Origin of the sequence: Bacillus cereus group sp. BfR-BA-01355 (genome assembly GCF_022663675.1) — a bacterium.
In the GTDB taxonomy this organism is placed as follows: Bacteria; Bacillota; Bacilli; order Bacillales; family Bacillaceae_G; genus Bacillus_A; species Bacillus_A thuringiensis_S.
This window is the reverse complement of the sequence record NZ_JAKUFY010000020.1, coordinates 1-18,315: the sequence shown is the minus strand read 5'-3', so window position 1 is coordinate 18,315 and position 18,315 is coordinate 1. Positions and strand designations below refer to the sequence as shown.

Below are 18,315 nucleotides of genomic sequence, written 5' to 3'. Positions count from 1 at the left end.
TAAACCAAATACAAAGGTGGATGGAAAGGGCGAAACGATATAAGTGAGCGCACTATCCTTCCACTTAGCTAAAACTAGGGAGGATATCAATTTGAATCAAAATATTTTAGAATCGTATGGCTGGGATTCTTTTTTTGAGGAACAAGCTGTAGAGAAATTTGAAGTAGGTCGTATTTTACTTGAGCATAAGCATATATATCGCATTATTTGTAACGATGGTGAATATATGGCAGAACTGTCTGGGAAGTTTCGGCATGAAGCAGTAACGAAGGGAGATTATCCAGCTGTTGGTGATTGGGTGTATATAAAGAAAATAGAGAATGAAAAGAAAGCTATCATTCATAGTATTTTTCCGAGAAGAAGCTCTTTTTCTAGACAAGAGGCTGGTACTCGAACGGAAGAACAAGTAATAGCAGCGAATGTAGATTATCTATTTTTAGTGAATGCACTTAACCATGATTTTAATGTAAGAAGAATGGAACGTTATTTACTTTTAGCGTATGAAAGCGGTGCAATGCCTGTAATTGTTTTAACAAAGAGTAGTTTATGTGAGGACATGGAACAGAAAATTGTTGAAACGGAAGCTGTGGCAATTGGTGTTCCAATCTTCGTCGTTGATAGTTTAGAGCATACTGGTATTGAATCGTTGCAGCAATTTGTTTCTTCAGGGAAAACAATTGCTTTAGTCGGATCATCCGGTGTTGGGAAATCCACTTTGTTAAATGCACTTATAGGAATTGAAGTAGCAAAAACGGGAGATATTCGTGAGGAAGATAGTAAAGGAAGACATACGACAACTCATCGTGAATTGTTCCGATTACCGAGTGGTAGTTTAGTTATTGATACTCCCGGCATGAGGGAATTGCAACTTTGGGAAGGAAGCGAAGCGATTCAAACAACATTCTCTGATATTGAAAAACTCGCGACAACATGCCGTTTTCGTGATTGTAAGCATGAGAATGAACCAGGATGCGCGGTGCATAGTGCAATTGATAACGGACTTATTACGATAGATCGTTTGAAAAGCTATAAAAAATTACAAAGAGAACTGGCGTATTTTATGAGAAAACAAGATGCAATCCTTGCCAGAGCAGAGCGTGATAAGTGGAAAAAGCTTTCTAAACAACATAAAAAAATGTAAAAACCAAAGGGTGCCCTTTGGTTTTTTCTATTTGTAAATTTTATAATAATATTATTTATATATATAGACAAAGAGAAATTAATTGTTTAAACTTTACAAAGTATTCATCATAATAGGTTATGAAAATAATAATTAGGGATTGGGAAATATTAATAATTAACTCAATTTAACTTTTAAATTTGAAAATTAGGAGGTTCATAATGGGTAAACTATTAAATTTGTTTCGTGATATGAAAGTAGCAAAAAAGCTATTAATTTCATTCTTTGTAATTTTAATTGCGGCTGTGTCTATTATCGGAGGCATGTCTTATCAAACAGCCAAAAAGAATTTTGAATCACAAATTAAGAGTAGTGCCAACGACAATATAAAAATACTGGATAATTTAATCAATCAAATGATTGATGCAAAATTTAATGATGTGAATAATTTTGCACGGGTGATTCAGGGGAATATGTATCAAGGAGATAATCAGGATGAATTAAGAAAAATATTATCTCAATATATAAATTTAAATAAAGATGTTGAACAAGTATATGTTGCCGGAAATGATAAAAAATTTGTGCAAGAACCAAATATACAAATGGCAGCAGATTATGATCCAACAGCACGACCTTGGTATAAAGATGCAGTGGCAAAACAAGGTGGTATTGTTGTTACTGAGCCGTATAAGGCAAAAGGAAATGGACATATTGTCGTAACAATCGCAAAACAAACAGAAGATAAAAATGGGGTTGTTGCGCTAGATTTAAGTTTAGATAATTTATTAAAAACATCAAAGTTAATTAATATTGGTAAAAAAGGATATGCCTTCATTTTAGATGGAAAGCAAAAAATAATTGCTCATCCACAAGAAAAATCAGGAGAAAAAGCGGCTGATTCTTGGGCAAAGAAAATTTATGAAGATAATCACGGTGCTTTTTCATATTCTTATGGCGGTAATGAAAAGAATATGGTATTTGCTACAAATGTAAAAACAGGTTGGAAAATTGGTGGGACTATGTACTCAAGTGAAGTAATTGAAGCTGCTCAACCTGTATTTTATAATATGTTAATTGTTATGCTTATCTCATTAGTAATAGGTGGAGCACTTATTTATTTTGTAACACTTTCAATTACGAAGCCTTTAAAGAGATTAGTTGTTACCTCTAAAGAAATAAGTGAAGGGGATTTAACGCAAACAATTGAAATTCATTCTAATGATGAAATCGGCCAACTTGCTAAAGGCTTTAATGAGATGACGAATTCGTTACGGACGTTAATCGGAAGAATTAACGATTCAGCTGGGCATGTTGCAGCGGCATCAGAAGAGCTAACTGCAAGTGTAAGGCAAGCAAGTGAAGCGACTGAGCAAATCACAATCGCAATGGATGAAATATCAAGTGGGGCAACGACGCAAACAACAAGCGTAGAAAATGGTGCTATGTTGCTATTTGATGTAACGGAAGGAATTCAGCATGTAGCAAATAGTTCATCATCTATTAATACGGCTTCCGCACATACTCGTGAAAAAGCAGAAGATGGTGGGAAACTAGTAGGAAGAACAGTAAACCAGATGCAGTCTATTGCAGAATCTGTGTCACAATCAGATGCAGTTATACAATTACTAAATAATAAATCAAAACAAATTGGTGATATTTTAGAAGTAATTCAAAATATTGCAGATCAAACAAACCTTCTAGCTCTAAATGCGGCGATTGAAGCTGCAAGAGCCGGTGAGCATGGAAGAGGTTTTGCGATTGTTGCAGATGAAGTACGTAAATTGGCAGAGCAGTCTAGCGTATCTTCTAGTGAAATTAGTAAATTAATATGTGAAATACAAGATGATATGGGTAAGACAGTCAAATCTATGAATCATGTAAATGAGGAAGTTCAATCTGGACTTGTTATCGCAAATGAAACGAAGCAAAACTTTGCTGAAATTTTACAATCTACAAATGAAATAGCTAATCAAATTAAGACGATGGTTGAAACGGCTAATGGAATGTCAAAAGGGGCAAATGAAGTATCTATTTCGGTAGGACAAATTGCAATGACAGCACAAAATAATGCAACAAGCACACAAAATGTTGCGGCTTCAGCTGAAGAACAGCTAGCTTCGATGGAGGAAATTGGATCCGCAGCGGGCACGTTATCTCAAATGGCTGAAGAGTTACAAGGACTAATTGACAGATTTAAAGTTTAACAGAGAACAGGCTGTCCCTAAAATAGAAGTATGTATTGGGAGAGTCTGTTTTATTATGTAAATTTAAATGTGGGATGTAGAGTCCTCTTATGACGTTTAAAATGGTATTTTGCATAATATTTGTCGAAAAATAGAGGTATTTGTTAGCTTTGTGTATAATTGTTAACCTATAGAATACAAATAAAAGGAGAGTATTATGGGAGTGTACTGGGGGACAAAAAGACATTCTTGGCTTAGTTACGTTTCATTTTGGCTAAGTATTTCATTTTTTATTGTTTTTCTAATTGAAGTGTTTATATTAAAAACACTTTCGAATAGCTCGGTGCAAATTGTTAAATATTTTTATTTTATACTTGTACCAGTAAATATTTTTCTTAGTTTAAAGTTACTATTTAAGAAGAATGAAAAGAAAGCGTTACCTATTTTTAGTTTCATTGTCTCATTATTATTCGCAATTTTAATAATCGTATTAGTTTTAGCAGCTATAGGGAAGTTCTTTTAAGGGGAGTGGTATAAGTCACTCTCCTTTTTTATTTGTGTTAGTCTTACTATATGTAAAAGTGTGAATGCTGTAAGCTAATAAAAGCGGACAGTAGAGAATATTTGCATTGATTAAAGTCTGATGTTATTTGAACTTGTAAGAGAGTATGGAGTAATGAGGTAATATACATAATAATGGAGATAGAATTAGTTGTTTTATAAGTATGTATGAAGCAAATGAATACGGTAAGAACGGTGATATATGGTACAATAGCTATGGATAGTGATAGAGATAAAGGGTATATAAAATACTCATCGTTTTTAGTAAGAGAGGGGTTATCTTATGCTATACGAGGATTTGGAGACATTATTTCAAACAGCTCCGAAAGAAGATAGAGGCGGATGGAAATATATAATCCAAGAACAAAATGATACATATAAAATTGTTGATGAAATTCTGAAAAATCAAATGAGTGTCGAATTGTATTTTAATGAATACGATGAGGTGAAAATCACTTTATATAAAGATGGAATTCCCATTACGACTATGCAAAGAATTGCGATTTCAAAAGTTGAATTAGACGAAGATGAAGAGGGTATTCAATTTGTTTTAGAGCGCATGCCTAGTCGAATGATTCGGTTGCAATTAAAGCCATATTTAGCATTAGAAATGGGGCCGTACTGGGAAGTATGTGATGATTGTGAATGAACATAAAAAAGCATCCAATAACATGGATGCTTTTTTATGTTTTTTGAAGTTGTTTAAATGCAATGATTGGAAGTATAACAATACTTACCCATCCGATGATAGGATATAGAATGTGAAGTAAGTCACTGTAACCGATGTAACTAAAGCAATAACTAATTAGTAAAATAAAGAAAATAATATTGTTATTTTTCCACCCAGTAATAGATTGCATCTGTTTTGTCATTCCGAACACATTACCAACTAAAGTTGTGAAAACTTCACCGAAAATAATGAGAACGAAGAAGAAGTGAAAAGTTGCATTAAATCTTCTTATGACTTCAGCCATTGGGATGTTATATTGATAAAATTGATCGACTGATAAGATTGCTAAATGGCTGCATAATAAAATTAAAGAAAGTCCAGCACCCCCTAAAATCCCACCCCAAAAAATGGCTTTTCGATCCTTAACTTCACTGGCTAATGGGACGAGAACACTTTGGGCGAGAGAAAGATTTAAGGCGACATATGTAATAGGGCTAGTAATCCATTTCATATTCCAACTCTCTGCAGGAATAGTGTTATTAATGGAAGGTGTACCGTGAAAAAAGGTTGTAATAGCAAGTCCGATAATAAAAATCATCATAATAGGTACGACAAGTGTATTTACTTCAAAAACACCTTGTAATCCGCGGCTACTTATAATGAGACAAGCGATAACTGTAATGAGAATACCGAGTTGTCTTGGTAAGCGAAGTTGCTCTTCAAATACTGCACCAGCCCCTGATAACATAACGCTCGTTACGCCGAATAAAACGAGTAATAATAATGTGTTTACAACATTCCCAAATACATCCCCAAATAAATATTTGTTAAATTCTTGCGCTGAAAATGCCCCAATTTGCGATGAAAGTAACATCATCTTTGTGCCGAGCCAAATAAAAAAAAATCCACTTACACATATGCCAATTGTCCCATATAATCCATTCACTGTGAAAAATTCAACAATTTCTCGTCCAGTAGCAAATCCAGCTCCAACGACAGTTCCGATATAAGTAGCAGCTACTTTCTTTGCTACTTGCCATTGTTGATTGTCCATGTTATCCCTCTTTCTACTATGATGAGCTTGATGTACTATTATGCATATGTATGAGCTTGGACAATTAGACGTATGAAGTGTTTGAAAAAATACATGAATTAAATGATATTAGGGAAGTATTAAAGGTGTTAAAACTTTGTTACATATAAGCCGATTGTTCGAAAGGAAAGGGAATGTATGGTAAAATGTAATTAGGTTATTAAAAGATAAACATTACAAAATGATAAGAGGAGTGGGTTGTATGAGTACGAAAACAAATGTTGTTGAAGTATTAAACAAGCAGGTAGCAAACTGGAATGTGTTATATGTGAAACTACATAATTATCACTGGTATGTGACAGGGCCACACTTCTTTACATTACATGAGAAATTTGAAGAGTTTTATAATGAAGCTGGAACGTATATTGATGAGTTAGCAGAACGTATTTTAGCTTTAGAAGGTAAACCATTAGCGACAATGAAAGAATATCTCGCAACATCTAGTGTCAGCGAAGGGACAAGCAAAGAATCTGCAGAAGAAATGGTGCAAACATTAGTGAATGATTATTCTGCACTTATTCAAGAATTAAAAGAAGGTATGGAAGTTGCGGGCGAAGCTGGCGATGAAACATCAGCTGACATGTTGTTAGCAATTCATACAACATTAGAACAACATGTATGGATGCTAAGTGCATTCTTAAAATAACGATAAATATATAGAAACCCATTGAAAAATTATTTCAATGGGTTTTTTTATGATTTTTCAGTTTTCTTTTATGCTATAATATAGTAAAAAGGAGGCGATGCGATGTTTCGCTTTTTCAGAACTGGAAAAGAAGAGCGGGAAATTACGAAAGATGAATTAGAACAAGCGATGGCTCAGTTTTTAGAAACGAATGCTAATATTGTTTATACAGTATTAGTAAATGACGATTATACAGTGAATTATGATTTGTTAAAACCGTATTTACCTGCATTTCCAACAAATGATTTTCTCATAACGAAGGAAACGCTTGAGGTATTTGAACATACAGCAGAAAATTTAAACCTAGTGAAAGAAATTGATGTCGTACAAAAAGCAGTAGATCAATACGTAACAGAAAAAGAAATGTTCCCAATTGTTGAAGGTAGCGAAGATCGCCTCATATGCGGAATGAAACTAGGACCTTACTTAAATCGTAGCTTAAAAAGAGACTTATATATTTCAGAAAAACATTATTTAGTTTCAAGTAAACCAGATAGAAAAAAACAAAAGAGCGGGTAGATGTAATGAAAACAACAATACATATATTGTTGTCTTTTTTTGTTTGTTAAAATATTGATTTTTCAGTCTATTTTCATTTATACTAAATGCATTGGACAGGGAAGAGTAACTATTAAGCATCATTCTGAGAATAAGATATTGTTAGCGTAGGTTATACAAAGTGGTATAAAGATTCGCAAAAAAATATTATAAAAGGTTTCGGGGGAATTGGTACATGAAAAATAGTATGACTTACATTCAATTATTAAATGAAACGTTACGTTGTTATGCAAATAAAGGAAGTTTTGAAGCGTACAATTATATAATGGAAAATGCTACAGGTGTAATAGGGAATGAGGCGCAAATATATAATTTTAAGTATGCGCTCGCAAGTGCATCGGGACTTGAAAAAGAAGCATTACATTTAATGAGAGAGGCCATTATAGAAAAGGGATTCTGGTATGGAAATGAGTATTTAATTTCGGACGATGATTTAAAATCACTACATAAATTTGAAGAATTTCATACAATGGTTCAATTATGTAAAGAAAGAGAAGGATTAGCACATAAAACGGAAAGACCAGACGTGAAATATATATACAGCAAGAAAGAGGGAAATCTACTACTTACATTACATGGTGACCAAGAAAATATTCAAATAGTAGAGCCATATTGGAAATCAGTTTTGACACAAGATTACACGTTAGCTTTACCACAGTCTTCACAAATTCAGTTTTCAGATGGATTTGTTTGGGATGATCTAGAGAGAGGGAAAGGGGAATTAAAAGAGCATTACAATAAGTTTATAGAAAATCATACAGTAGAAAATGTAATAATTGGTGGTTTTTCTGCAGGGGCAAGAGTAGCTTTATATACGATTTTACAAAAAGATATAGATGTAGATGGTTTTGTTTTTATGGCACCCTGGCTTCCCAAGATTGAAGAATGGGATGAGTTGTTGAGTGTGCTGCAGGATAAACATATAAAAGGATATATAGTATGCGGGGATCAAGATGAAGATTGTTTCGAATCCGTGCAGCAATTTGTACAACTATTAAGAGATAAGAATATAGAACATAAGTATAAAGTTGTGCCTGACTTAGATCATAATTATCCTATTAACTTTGATGAGCTATTAAAAGAAGCTATTGAATATATAGGAAATGAAAACAATAAGTAGTAAGAAAAAGAGATGCATCATATGTAATGCATCTCTTTTTAGAATTATAAATTAAAAGCATTTGCTAGTAAGCGATAAGACTTTAATTTATGTTCGAATTGATGAGTAATCGTGACAATCATAAATTCGTCAGTATTGTATGCTTTGCTTAAGTTTATTATTTTTTCTTTTACAGAAGACGGATCACCAACAATCATACGTTGACGATTTTCTTTTATACGGAATAAATCATAAGCGCTGTATGAATAATTTTGAGCAGTTTCAATAGAAGGTGTACCAGTAGTTGGTTTTCCTTGCTCTAATAATAAGATTGATAAATCTAAACTAGAAGCAATTTTTTCTGCTTCTTCATTTGTTTCTCCGCAAATAACAAAAATAGCAACGATTGACTTTGGTTTATCTCCTAAAAATGAGGGCTGATATTGTTCTTGGTAAGCCCTCATAACTTCAGGGCCTCCAAAGCCATTAATAAATTGTGCAAATGCGAAAGAAGCTCCGTTGTTTGCAGCAATTTTAGCGCTCTCTCCACTAGAACCGAGCATCCACATTTCAGGAGATGTTGGGATAACTGGAGTGGCTTTTAAGTTTGCATAGTGATGGTTTTCTGGTACTTGATCATGTATGTACATTGCAACGTCTGCAATTTGTTCTGGATATTGATCAAGTGAGACCATTTTCCCTTCTTGAAGTGCGCGAGTTGCTATTGGCATACCACCAGGGGCTCTACCAACACCGAGATCGATACGATTTGGATACAGTGCTTCTAAAACACGGAAATTCTCAGCGACTTTATATGGGCTATAATGCGGTAACATAACACCACCTGAACCGACTCTAATATGGTCCGTTTTTGCGGCAATATGAGAAATAAGTATTTCTGGACTTGAACCAGCTAAGCCTACGGAATTATGATGTTCGGATACCCAAAAACGTGTGAATCCGAGTTTTTCAACTTCTTGTGCAAGCGTAACTGTATGTGAAAAAGCTTGGGCTGCTGTGCTACCATCTGAAATAGGTGATTGGTCTAATACACTTAACTTGATCATAGAATATACCTCTCAATCTTAATGTACATCCTATTATATATTTACTTATGAAAAATGCGTAGTGAAATGCTCAAAATGAAAAGCGGATAATCTTATTTCCGCTTTTAATGAGAAAATCCGCGTTCATAATGATTCATTTCGACTAGATTTAAAATATATTCATAGTTGTCAATTTCACGTTTTAGCTGTTCACGTTCTTTTGCAGATAGTGTCATATTGCTAAGTTTTTTACATAAGTTTTGTTTCTTTAATTCTAAATGTTTTTTTGTAGCATGGTAGTCATAAGTATGTTTCATTTTTAACCACTCCTTCTTTGCAGTTGCTATATTATACGAAGCATAAAGAAATATGAAATCTGTCTCTTATGTATTTTTAGTGAATATTCAAATTGCAATGGTGTTATGTTTATGGAGATCTATGAATAAAATGCACTAAACCACTAACGTCCATTTGATGAAATAAGGGGTGGAATTGTGCAGAAAGATATAATGTGTAACACTGAAATGGATGAAGCGTTAAAAGTTATAGATAAAGGATTGAAGAAGACGATAAGTCCAAAACAAATTATTGTAGTGGGAGCTGGTATGGCTGGATTAGTTTCAGCATCTTTATTAAAGGCTGCAGGACATGATGTGAAAATTTTTGAAGCAAACAACCGGGTAGGTGGCCGTATAGAGACAGTTAGAATGGAAGATACCGGATTATATTTAGATGTGGGAGCAATGAGAATTCCGTATACACATAGGTTAACGATGGCATATATAAGAAAATTTGGGCTACAGGTGAGTCCTTTTATTAATAGGAATGAGACGGATATTATTTATGTAAATGGACGGAAAACGACGTTGAAACAATATGAAAAGGATCCGAGTATTTTAAGGTATCCTGTGGAAATGAACGAAGTGGGAAAAACGTCTGAAGAACTATTGTTATTAGCAGTACAGCCGATAATAAATTTTATTAAAAGAAATCCAGAGAAAAATTGGGATGTTGTAGTGAAGGATTTTGGGAGATATTCCACAGGACAATTTTTAAAGTATCATCCTTATCAGTATAATACTTACTTTTCGCCAGTAACAATTGAGATGATCGGTGTTCTATTAGATTTAGAAGGTTTTTTAGAGCGGTCGTTTGTAGAGACTTTACGATTTCTATACATTATGCAAGAGGAGAGCGGATTTTGTGAAATTATGGGCGGGAATGATAGATTACCAAAGTCATTTTTACCGCAATTAGAAGAAAATATTATATATAATCAAAAATTAATGAAGTTACATCAACACGATAATGGTGTGACAGCTTTCTATCGGAACGAGGAAACTTTTGAATATTGTAGTATTACAGGAGATTTAGTTATTGTTACTATCCCGTTTTCGACAATGCGTTTTGTAGAAGTAGATCCGTTTGATTCTATATCTCATGAAAAATGGAAAGCAATTCGTGAATTGCATTACATGCCTGCGACGAAAATAGGAATTCAATTTAAAAGCAGATTTTGGGAAGAACAAGGGCAATTAGGTGGCAGAATTATAACAGATTTGCCAATTCGTTATGCCTATTATCCAAGTCATGGAATTGGAGAAAAAGGACCTGCTATGATGTTAGGTAGCTATACATGGTCTTACGATGCATTGTTATGGGATGGTTTATCAAAAGGCGATCGTATTTATTACGCCTTACACAACTTAGCAACAATATTAGGAGGTCAAGTGTATGATGAGTTCATATCTGGAATATCAAAAAGCTGGACATTGGATCCGTATGCGCTTGGAGGATTTGCGCTTTTTCAAGCAGGTCAAGAATCTGAGCTACAACCAGCGATTGTCAAACCAGAGGGGAGAATATTCTTCGCTGGAGATCATACAACGCTATATCACGGATGGATTCAAGGTGCGATTGAATCTGGAATTTTTGTAGCGATGGAAGTGAATGAGTAAAATGTGTTTAATTCAGAAAATTCTTTACTATATAAATTGAGATGGATATTATTATATATAAAAGAATTATAGGGAGTGTTTACAGTGAATCCGTTATTATTCGATTTTCCTTCTGAATTTTATACTGACAGGCTTTTTATTCGAATGCCGAAACCAGGAGATGGTAAAGTTGTATATGATGCAATTCAAGCTTCAATACAAGAACTAAAACCTTGGATGGCTTTTGCACAAAAAGAGCAAACAGAGGAAGAAATAGAAGAAAGTATTAGAAAATCACATATTCAATTTTTGCAACGTGAAGATTTAAGATTACTAGTATTTTCGAAAGAAACAGGTGAATTTATTGCTTCAGCCGGATTACATCGTATTAATTGGGATATACCTCAATTTGAAATCGGATATTGGATTGATACAAGGTTTAGTGGAAAAGGCTATATGGTAGAGGCTGCGAAAGGTATAACGGATTACGCTTTTTCTGAATTGAAAGCAAACCGTGTAGAAATTCGTTGTGATTCTTTCAATAAGAAGAGTAGAGCGATACCTGAGAAATTAGGCTTTAAGTTAGAAGGTACGTTAGAAAGTGCGAGCGTTGCGGTAGATGGAAACGGATTAAGGGATATGTGTGTATTTGCTATGACTAGAAATACATATGAAAAAGAAGAGCTGTAAGAAAACAGCTCTTCTTTTTATGCATTATGGTACAGGATGTCCATTAGAGCTTTCGAAAATTGTAAACCATTGTTGACGGTCTAAGTTAACTTTTGTAGCAAGAGCGGCCGTTTTTACACGATCTAATTTACCAGATCCAACGATTGGCATCATGTTAGCTGGATGCGCAAGTAACCAAGCATACATAACCGTATCGATACTAGTAACACCTAGCTCAGTAGCAACTTTTTGCACAGTTTCACGTACACGTACGGCGCGTTCTGATTGACCAGTAAAGATTTCCCCACCAGCAAGAGGTGACCAAATCATTGGATTGATTCGTTTTTCTTGGCATAAATCAATTGTCCCTTTTTCAAAGTGCTCAAGCTGCAATGCAGAAACTTCAATTTGGTTCGTAATAAGCGGGAAATCTAAGTAAGAACTTAACATATTAAATTGTGAAGGTAAGAAGTTAGATACACCGAAGTGACGAACTTTTCCTTCTTGTTTTAATTGTGAAAATGCCTTTGCCACTTCATTTGGATCCATAAAAGGGTCGGGACGATGAATAAGTAATACGTCAATATAATCTGTATGTGAATTTTTTAGTGATGCTTCTGCACTTTGAATAATGTGCTCTGCACTAGTATTGTAGTGAGCAACATATCGCTCTGGAAATTTTGGTGATGGGGGAGCGATTCCACACTTTGTAATAATTTGCATGTTTTCTCGTAAGGAAGGCTTTAATTGTAAAGCTTCTCCAAACAATCCTTCACACGTATATCCGCCGTAAATGTCAGCGTGATCAAAAGTAGTAATTCCCATATCCATACAATCTTCAATGAAAGAAAGTAATTCTTGTTTCGTCATATTCCATTCTGCTAAACGCCAAAATCCTTGAATAATACGAGAGAATTCTAGCGTTTCATTCATTTGAACTCGTTCCATTATAAGTACCCCCTTGATGAATGATTATTATTTTGAAAAGGCTTTCTTACTACGTATTATTATATAGTTTGGGGGGCGTACATACAATAAATATGTTTTGCTAAAAAAATGATTTTCTCTATATGCTATAATGTAGAAACATATAGCTATAAGGAGATGTAAGGAATGATTCCAGTAACAATATTAACTGGTTTTCTTGGATCAGGGAAAACGACTTTATTAAATCGTATTTTATCAGAAAATCACGGTAAGAAATTAGCGGTGATTGTAAATGAAATAGGACAAATTGGCATTGATAATCAGTTGATTATGAATGTGGAAGAAGAAATTATGGAAATGACAAACGGTTGTCTATGTTGTACTGTACGTGAAGATTTACTTGTTGCTTTAAAACAGTTACTGGACGTAAAAGCAGAAGGGAAAATGGATTTTGATGGTTTAGTAATTGAAACGACTGGCCTTGCAAATCCAGGGCCGATTATTCAAACATTCTTTTTAGATCCAGTCATTCAATCTGCATACCAAATTAATGGTGTTGTAACGGTGGTAGATAGTTATCATATACATAAACATTTTGAAAAAGGATTAGAAGCAAAAGAGCAAATTGCGTTTGCTGATGTCGTTTTAGTAAATAAATTAGACTTAATTGAAGAGAGTGAGAAAGAAAATCTCTTGCATGAAATTCAAGGAATTAATCCGACTGCAAAGTTAATCGAGGCGACTAACTGTGAGGTAGATATACCATCTTTATTACAAATTCAAACGTTTAAAACGAAAGATACGTTGCAAATTTACCCTCATAAAGAACATAACCACTTAGAAGGTGTGAAATCATTTGTATTACGTGAAGAACGTCCGCTAGATTTACAAAAGCTTAATGAGTGGATGTCAGCTGTCGTTCAAGAGCTAGGGGAATATTTATATCGTTACAAAGGAATTTTATCGATAGATGGAGTAGATAAACGTATCGTTTTCCAAGGTGTACATACTTTATTTGCCGCTTCGTACGATAGAGAGTGGCAAGAGGGCGAAGAGCGAGTAAGTGAAGTAGTTTTTATCGGAAGAGATATTAATAAAGAGTGGTTCCAAGAACATTTTGAAGAGTGTGTGAAATAAGTCTGCGTAAATTGCAGGCTTATTTTTATGAGCATTCTATTAGATTGCAAAACAGAATTAAATAAGGGAAAGAAATTAAAAATTGATAAATGTATAATAAAAAGCCTGTTTTCACAGGCTTGTATTTTCGTCTATTAGTAACTCCATTACAACACCTACAACTGGACCTTCATCATCAATATCACCATTTAAGCGGAAACCAAATGATTCATATAGTCCCATTGCAAGTTTGTTGTCTGGATGTAAACTTAAGTAAATTATTTTACATTCGAATTTTTCTTGTAAGAATTGAATGAGTAAGCTAAGGAAACGTTTTGCGTATCCTTTTCCTTGATATTGTTGGTCAATCATAAAGCGATCGAGCCATACGCTTTTATGTTTTTCTGAATACCATCCATACATTGCGTATCCTACAAGTGTTTCTCCATCATATAAACCTACTGACGTTCCGTTTCCTTCATATAATGATTCTGCTAAAGAAAACGCGTTACTTTCAATAAATTGTTGCTGATCTTTTGTGACGTTTAAAGCAACTACTGAACGCCAATTTTTTGCTGTTACTTCACAAATGTGAAGATTCATAATTCCAACTCACCTTCTAAATTAATATAGCTTTAAAGCTAATATGGATAATTTTACTTGTTATTTTGGTCAAGTCAAGGATAAATACATAAAAAGGCAGCTGAATACCAGATTCAGCTGCCTAGAAAATATAATGGATTAGTTTGTTGCTTCTTTCAATGTGTTTACGTTTTCTTCCATTAAAGTGAAGTAATCTTTATTATTTTTCGCATCATCTTCAGAAATAGTAGCTAAGTGATTTAAGCGTAAAACTTTTGTACCAGTTTCTTTTTGAATTACGGATGCTACTTTTGGAGTAGAGAACGTTTCGAATAAAATATATTTTAGACTATGTTCTTTTACTGTTTTTGTAATGTCAGCAAGCTGCTTTTGAGATGGTTCATCAGAAGCTGAAATTCCAGCGATAGGAATTTGTTTTAGGCCGTATCGTTGTTCCCAGTAACCATAGGCAGCATGAGAAACTAAAATTTCTTTCGTTTTTGCGTTCGCTACAGCTGCCTTAAATTGATCGTCTAAATCAGTAAATTTAGTTTGAAGTGCGGCGAAGTTTTTTTCGAATTCTTGTTTATGTTCAGGTTGTAATTCTACAAGTGCATTTTTAATCTTTTCCGCCTGTTTCATTGCTAGAGTAGGATCTAACCAAACATGCGGGTCTTTATCGTGATGATGTTCATCTTCTTTATGGCCATCTCCATGATCATGATGCTCTTCTTCAGTAGAAGCACGAAGCTCAATACCTTTAGATGCATTTACAATTTTAACATTTTCTTTTTGTAATGTTTTTTCCATTTTTTCAGCAAATGGTTCTAATTCAGCGCCGTTATAAACGAATAAATTAGCTTTTGCAACTTGTACTGTTTGTTTTTGACTTGGTTCAAATGTATGTGAATCTGCACCAGGTGGGTAAATTGCTTCAACATTTACATAGTCGCCACCGATTTTCTTTGCGAAATCAGCAAGTGGGAAAATCGTTGTATAAACTGTTAGCTTTCCATCTTTCTTGGCATTACTTTCTTTTTTATTTGAGCAGCCAGCGAAAATTAAGGTAAAAATAAGTAAGAATGAAAATATAGTCAATCTTTTAGGCATGAAGTTCTCCTCTTTTCTTTTTTACGGATATATTTTCCCCGATTATAGAAGAAAAATATCATTTTAATACAAAACGGAATAATTACGTTTTAGTTTGCGAACTTAGTATAATACATCTTTAATAAAGTTGCAATAAATAATAATCATTCCGATTTGTTTTTGTTATAAAGTTGTCAAATATAAGTGTATTATTTTTGCAAATGCATGCATATGTGACAACGCTGTTTTCATATATTGAAAAGGAGGTTAAAGAGGGGGGTGAGCGTTTGGGTTACTTAATGGAAGCTATTTTATTAATATTAGCGGTAGTATTGCCATTATCTTTTGTATTAATTTTTTTAAGAAGATTAATAAGTAATTTAGGGGACGCTACAACAATAACGAAATTACAAGAGAGAGATGAGAAAAAAGAGTAAGTAAAACACTATGCGTACGCATAGTGTTTTACTTGTGGTAAAATAAGATCAGGAAACTCCTAAAGGTTGTATTTTACTGAAGGAGAGAAAAGTAAAATAAGAGGTATATGCATATATGAATAAGCGAACAGCGTTAATACTTGGTGCAAGTGGTTTAGTTGGACAAGAGATAACGCGTCTATTACTTGAATCAGATTACTATGATTCGGTTACTATTTTTGTAAGAGATCCAATGCAATGGCAACATGAAAAGTTACAGCAGAAACAAGTTGATTTTTCGGTATTAGAGGAATATAAAGAGTTCTTTGCTGTGGATGATGTTTTTAGTTGCTTAGGAACAACAATAAAAAAAGCAAAAACAAAAGCAAATTTTAAAAAAGTAGATTATGAATATACGTTACGAGCTGCTTGTTTAGCTGAAAAACAAGGGGTACAAAATTTCCTTGTTGTGTCTTCTATGGGAGCGAATCCTAAATCATTTTTCTTTTATTCACAAGTGAAAGGAAGAATGGAAGAAGAATTGCAAAAGTTAGTGATCGGTGGTATTCACATTTTTAGACCATCATTATTAGTAGGAAATCGACAAGAATTTCGTTTCGGTGAACGAATGGCTGAAAAGTTATCTCGTATTATTCCTTTTATTTTTAAAGGGGCTTTCAAAAAGTATAAACCAATTTCAGCTAAAGATGTGGCGAAAGGGATGTATATAACCGCGCTGCGCGAAGAATCGGGTATCCATACTTATAATTCAAATGAAATTCCAACGATAGAATAAATAAAACCGAGAAGAATGACTTCTCGGTTTTATTTATTCGTATGAATTTTTCCTGGTGCTCGCTTATATTGGTGAGGTTCTTGCAATTCAAAGCCAAGTTCATTGGCTGCTATTCTCGGGAAGTACGGGTTGCGAAGTAACTCACGTCCGATGAAAATTAAATCTGCTTCGTTATCATTTAAAATTTGCTCTGCTTGAGATCCAGTCGTAATCAATCCAACTGCACCAGTTGCAATGTTAGCATGCTCTTTAATATGTTTAGCATATTGTACTTGATACCCAGGATAAACATCGATGCGTGCAGGGACAACAGCCCCAGAGCTACAATCAATTAAATCTACTCCTTGTTCTTTCATCCATTTTGTATACTGAACATAATCTTGAACTGTTAACCCGTCAGGATGATAATCATTTGCTGAAATACGAACGAATATTGGTCCGTCCCAAACTTTATTTACAGAGTCGATGATTTCGCGTAAGAAGCGATAGCGGTTTTCAGGTGAGCCGCCGTATTCATCCGTTCGTTTATTAGTAAGTGGTGATAGGAATTCATTGATAAGGTAACCGTGAGCGCCATGTAGTTCGATAACATCAAATCCGGCTTGTTTTGAACGTAACGCGGCCCTCTGAAAAGCTAATATAGTCTCTTTGATTTGCTGTATATTCATTTCTACTGGTATTTTCATCGTATCATTAAAAGGAATTGCAGAAGGAGCGAAAGCATTCATATCTAATTCAGCTTTTCTTCCGGCGTGAGCGAGTTGAATGGCAGCTTTTGCACCGTTATCATGTATAAAAGTAGTCGTTTTATGTAAGCCTTCAATTAGGTTGTCATCCCAAATGCCTAAGTCTTTATTTGAAATTCGACCTTCAGGTAACACGGCTGTTGCTTCAATCATAACTAAACCAACTTGACCGGCAGCTCTTGTTCCATAATGAATGAGATGGAAATTCGTTACTTGGCCATCCCCGTTTTCCGATGAATACATGCACATAGGTGACATAACAATCCGGTTTTTTAATGTAACGTCCTTAATTGTATAAGTTGAAAAAAGTTCGGAATTCATCCAATAGCCTCCTAGATTGAATTTTCTTACATTGTATCATTCTCTTTTTTGTTTCTCTAATAAAACGCTTATACGAAAAATTTTGTATATTCGTGTTACAATGACTAATATGAACTGAATTGGAGGATGGCATATGTACCAGGCTTATTATGAAAGCGAAGTAGGTTTGCTTGAAATTACAGCGAATCAAGAAGGAATTACGTCTGTTATATTTGTTGATGAACGACAAGAAGAAAATAAAAATGAAATGATAGAACAATGTATAAATGAGTTAGATGAATATTTTAAAGGGAAAAGAAAAGAGTTTACGGTCCCGCTGTCTGCGGAGGGAACAGCATTTCAAAAAAATGTATGGGATGCACTTTATACTATTCCATACGGCGTAAGTGCTTCATATTTAGATATTGCAGAGAAAGTTGGAAATACAAAAGCTGTACGGGCAATAGGAGGGGCAAATAGTCGGAATCCAATTTCAATAATTGTTCCATGTCACCGTGTAATAGGAAAGAGTGGAAAGCTTGTTGGATATGCTGGTGGTTTATGGAGGAAAGAGTGGTTATTAAAACACGAAGGTATTTTGAAATGACGTATGGATGGGAAGAGGGATTGTTTTGAAATGTATAAATTGTGGGCAATCTTGCGAGGAGGAACAGTTAAATTGTGCAAGTTGTCAGCGAAACTTGGATAATGAACAAGAGGAA

At 34.3% G+C, this 18,315-nt stretch carries 20 protein-coding genes and 1 pseudogene; 14 read left to right on the top strand and 7 right to left on the bottom strand.

Annotated elements, in window-relative coordinates:
• Nucleotides 1-91: 91 nt before the first annotated feature.
• The 4 genes from rsgA (at nucleotide 92) to MR167_RS09180 (ending at nucleotide 4,513) form a co-directional block, all read left to right on the top strand.
• Entirely contained in the window at nucleotides 92-1,141 is a 1,050-nt protein-coding gene (gene rsgA, locus MR167_RS09195) for a ribosome small subunit-dependent GTPase A (protein WP_001073084.1), read from the top strand.
• A 200-nt stretch (nucleotides 1,142-1,341) separates the two neighbouring features.
• Nucleotides 1,342-3,324, top strand: coding sequence for a HAMP domain-containing methyl-accepting chemotaxis protein (locus MR167_RS09190; protein WP_242314420.1), 1,983 nt, complete (start codon nucleotides 1,342-1,344; stop codon nucleotides 3,322-3,324).
• A 196-nt stretch (nucleotides 3,325-3,520) separates the two neighbouring features.
• A complete protein-coding gene (locus MR167_RS09185; RefSeq protein ID WP_000539571.1) occupies nucleotides 3,521-3,826 on the top strand; it encodes a hypothetical protein in 306 nt (101 codons plus the stop codon).
• Nucleotides 3,827-4,147: 321 nt separating this feature from the next.
• Nucleotides 4,148-4,513 (top strand): DUF3979 family protein, encoded by a 366-nt coding sequence (locus tag MR167_RS09180; RefSeq protein ID WP_000965064.1) that lies wholly within the window; start codon nucleotides 4,148-4,150, stop codon nucleotides 4,511-4,513.
• A 34-nt stretch (nucleotides 4,514-4,547) separates the two neighbouring features.
• Here the strand turns inward: MR167_RS09180 and MR167_RS09175 are convergent, their stop codons facing one another.
• Nucleotides 4,548-5,588 (bottom strand): YkvI family membrane protein, encoded by a 1,041-nt coding sequence (locus MR167_RS09175; protein ID WP_000370209.1) that lies wholly within the window; start codon nucleotides 5,586-5,588, stop codon nucleotides 4,548-4,550.
• A 241-nt stretch (nucleotides 5,589-5,829) separates the two neighbouring features.
• Here MR167_RS09175 and MR167_RS09170 point away from each other — a divergent pair, with 241 nt between their 5' ends.
• The 3 genes from MR167_RS09170 (at nucleotide 5,830) to MR167_RS09160 (ending at nucleotide 7,990) form a co-directional block, all read left to right on the top strand.
• Nucleotides 5,830-6,273 carry a Dps family protein gene (locus tag MR167_RS09170; RefSeq protein WP_000105199.1) on the top strand — a complete coding sequence of 148 codons (444 nt, stop codon included), beginning with the start codon at nucleotides 5,830-5,832 and terminating at the stop codon, nucleotides 6,271-6,273.
• A gap of 102 nt (nucleotides 6,274-6,375) precedes the next feature.
• Nucleotides 6,376-6,831 (top strand): DUF3939 domain-containing protein, encoded by a 456-nt coding sequence (locus MR167_RS09165; protein WP_000488205.1) that lies wholly within the window; start codon nucleotides 6,376-6,378, stop codon nucleotides 6,829-6,831.
• A gap of 214 nt (nucleotides 6,832-7,045) precedes the next feature.
• Nucleotides 7,046-7,990 carry an alpha/beta hydrolase gene (locus MR167_RS09160; protein WP_000798311.1) on the top strand — a complete coding sequence of 315 codons (945 nt, stop codon included), beginning with the start codon at nucleotides 7,046-7,048 and terminating at the stop codon, nucleotides 7,988-7,990.
• Between the two features lie 44 nt (nucleotides 7,991-8,034).
• Here the strand turns inward: MR167_RS09160 and MR167_RS09155 are convergent, their stop codons facing one another.
• Entirely contained in the window at nucleotides 8,035-9,036 is a 1,002-nt protein-coding gene (locus MR167_RS09155; RefSeq protein ID WP_000594035.1) for an LLM class flavin-dependent oxidoreductase, read from the bottom strand.
• A gap of 104 nt (nucleotides 9,037-9,140) precedes the next feature.
• Nucleotides 9,141-9,332: a DUF3896 domain-containing protein gene (locus tag MR167_RS09150; RefSeq protein ID WP_000683363.1), complete on the bottom strand. Its 192-nt coding sequence runs from the start codon at nucleotides 9,330-9,332 to the stop codon at nucleotides 9,141-9,143.
• Between the two features lie 177 nt (nucleotides 9,333-9,509).
• Here MR167_RS09150 and MR167_RS09145 point away from each other — a divergent pair, with 177 nt between their 5' ends.
• Both MR167_RS09145 and MR167_RS09140 read left to right on the top strand, forming a co-directional pair.
• Complete coding sequence (locus MR167_RS09145; protein ID WP_242314418.1) at nucleotides 9,510-10,973, top strand: flavin monoamine oxidase family protein; 1,464 nt, start codon at nucleotides 9,510-9,512, stop codon at nucleotides 10,971-10,973.
• Between the two features lie 84 nt (nucleotides 10,974-11,057).
• Nucleotides 11,058-11,642: a GNAT family N-acetyltransferase gene (locus MR167_RS09140; RefSeq protein ID WP_001068738.1), complete on the top strand. Its 585-nt coding sequence runs from the start codon at nucleotides 11,058-11,060 to the stop codon at nucleotides 11,640-11,642.
• A gap of 24 nt (nucleotides 11,643-11,666) precedes the next feature.
• Here the strand turns inward: MR167_RS09140 and MR167_RS09135 are convergent, their stop codons facing one another.
• A complete protein-coding gene (locus tag MR167_RS09135; RefSeq protein ID WP_242314417.1) occupies nucleotides 11,667-12,569 on the bottom strand; it encodes an aldo/keto reductase in 903 nt (300 codons plus the stop codon).
• A gap of 165 nt (nucleotides 12,570-12,734) precedes the next feature.
• Between MR167_RS09135 and MR167_RS09130 the strand changes: the two genes are divergently transcribed.
• Nucleotides 12,735-13,685, top strand: coding sequence for a CobW family GTP-binding protein (locus MR167_RS09130; protein ID WP_000613426.1), 951 nt, complete (start codon nucleotides 12,735-12,737; stop codon nucleotides 13,683-13,685).
• Nucleotides 13,686-13,796: 111 nt separating this feature from the next.
• Here the strand turns inward: MR167_RS09130 and MR167_RS09125 are convergent, their stop codons facing one another.
• Together MR167_RS09125 and MR167_RS09120 are read right to left on the bottom strand one after the other, a co-directional pair.
• A complete protein-coding gene (locus MR167_RS09125; protein WP_242314415.1) occupies nucleotides 13,797-14,267 on the bottom strand; it encodes a GNAT family N-acetyltransferase in 471 nt (156 codons plus the stop codon).
• Nucleotides 14,268-14,405: 138 nt separating this feature from the next.
• Entirely contained in the window at nucleotides 14,406-15,356 is a 951-nt protein-coding gene (locus MR167_RS09120) for a metal ABC transporter substrate-binding protein (RefSeq protein WP_001126157.1), read from the bottom strand.
• 266 nt (nucleotides 15,357-15,622) lie between these two features.
• Between MR167_RS09120 and MR167_RS09115 the strand changes: the two genes are divergently transcribed.
• Both MR167_RS09115 and MR167_RS09110 read left to right on the top strand, forming a co-directional pair.
• Complete coding sequence (locus tag MR167_RS09115; RefSeq protein WP_000540932.1) at nucleotides 15,623-15,772, top strand: hypothetical protein; 150 nt, start codon at nucleotides 15,623-15,625, stop codon at nucleotides 15,770-15,772.
• 115 nt (nucleotides 15,773-15,887) lie between these two features.
• Nucleotides 15,888-16,547: an oxidoreductase gene (locus tag MR167_RS09110; RefSeq protein WP_001042731.1), complete on the top strand. Its 660-nt coding sequence runs from the start codon at nucleotides 15,888-15,890 to the stop codon at nucleotides 16,545-16,547.
• A gap of 29 nt (nucleotides 16,548-16,576) precedes the next feature.
• On the opposite strand, the gene namA is transcribed toward MR167_RS09110, so the two are convergent.
• Nucleotides 16,577-17,614: an NADPH dehydrogenase NamA gene (gene namA / locus MR167_RS09105; protein ID WP_242314413.1), complete on the bottom strand. Its 1,038-nt coding sequence runs from the start codon at nucleotides 17,612-17,614 to the stop codon at nucleotides 16,577-16,579.
• Between the two features lie 133 nt (nucleotides 17,615-17,747).
• Between namA and MR167_RS09100 the strand changes: the two genes are divergently transcribed.
• Together MR167_RS09100 and MR167_RS09095 are read left to right on the top strand one after the other, a co-directional pair.
• Nucleotides 17,748-18,200: a methylated-DNA--[protein]-cysteine S-methyltransferase gene (locus MR167_RS09100; protein ID WP_000283913.1), complete on the top strand. Its 453-nt coding sequence runs from the start codon at nucleotides 17,748-17,750 to the stop codon at nucleotides 18,198-18,200.
• A 7-nt stretch (nucleotides 18,201-18,207) separates the two neighbouring features.
• A pseudogene (locus MR167_RS09095) lies at nucleotides 18,208-18,315 on the top strand (DUF2628 domain-containing protein); the annotation flags it as partial.

Excerpts from the sequence above, each read along its gene's own strand:
- MR167_RS09190 (WP_242314420.1), top strand. The coding sequence starts at position 1,342 with ATGGGTAAACTATTAAATTTGTTTCGTGATATGAAAGTAGCAAAAAAG.
- MR167_RS09185 (WP_000539571.1), top strand. The coding sequence starts at position 3,521 with ATGGGAGTGTACTGGGGGACAAAAAGACATTCTTGGCTTAGTTACGTT.
- MR167_RS09180 (WP_000965064.1), top strand. The coding sequence starts at position 4,148 with ATGCTATACGAGGATTTGGAGACATTATTTCAAACAGCTCCGAAAGAA.
- MR167_RS09175 (WP_000370209.1), bottom strand. The coding sequence starts at position 5,588 with ATGGACAATCAACAATGGCAAGTAGCAAAGAAAGTAGCTGCTACTTAT.
- MR167_RS09170 (WP_000105199.1), top strand. The coding sequence starts at position 5,830 with ATGAGTACGAAAACAAATGTTGTTGAAGTATTAAACAAGCAGGTAGCA.
- MR167_RS09165 (WP_000488205.1), top strand. The coding sequence starts at position 6,376 with ATGTTTCGCTTTTTCAGAACTGGAAAAGAAGAGCGGGAAATTACGAAA.
- MR167_RS09160 (WP_000798311.1), top strand. The coding sequence starts at position 7,046 with ATGAAAAATAGTATGACTTACATTCAATTATTAAATGAAACGTTACGT.
- MR167_RS09155 (WP_000594035.1), bottom strand. The coding sequence starts at position 9,036 with ATGATCAAGTTAAGTGTATTAGACCAATCACCTATTTCAGATGGTAGC.
- MR167_RS09150 (WP_000683363.1), bottom strand. The coding sequence starts at position 9,332 with ATGAAACATACTTATGACTACCATGCTACAAAAAAACATTTAGAATTA.
- MR167_RS09135 (WP_242314417.1), bottom strand. The coding sequence starts at position 12,569 with ATGGAACGAGTTCAAATGAATGAAACGCTAGAATTCTCTCGTATTATT.
- MR167_RS09130 (WP_000613426.1), top strand. The coding sequence starts at position 12,735 with ATGATTCCAGTAACAATATTAACTGGTTTTCTTGGATCAGGGAAAACG.
- MR167_RS09125 (WP_242314415.1), bottom strand. The coding sequence starts at position 14,267 with ATGAATCTTCACATTTGTGAAGTAACAGCAAAAAATTGGCGTTCAGTA.
- MR167_RS09120 (WP_001126157.1), bottom strand. The coding sequence starts at position 15,356 with ATGCCTAAAAGATTGACTATATTTTCATTCTTACTTATTTTTACCTTA.
- MR167_RS09110 (WP_001042731.1), top strand. The coding sequence starts at position 15,888 with ATGAATAAGCGAACAGCGTTAATACTTGGTGCAAGTGGTTTAGTTGGA.
- namA (WP_242314413.1), bottom strand. The coding sequence starts at position 17,614 with ATGAATTCCGAACTTTTTTCAACTTATACAATTAAGGACGTTACATTA.
- MR167_RS09100 (WP_000283913.1), top strand. The coding sequence starts at position 17,748 with ATGTACCAGGCTTATTATGAAAGCGAAGTAGGTTTGCTTGAAATTACA.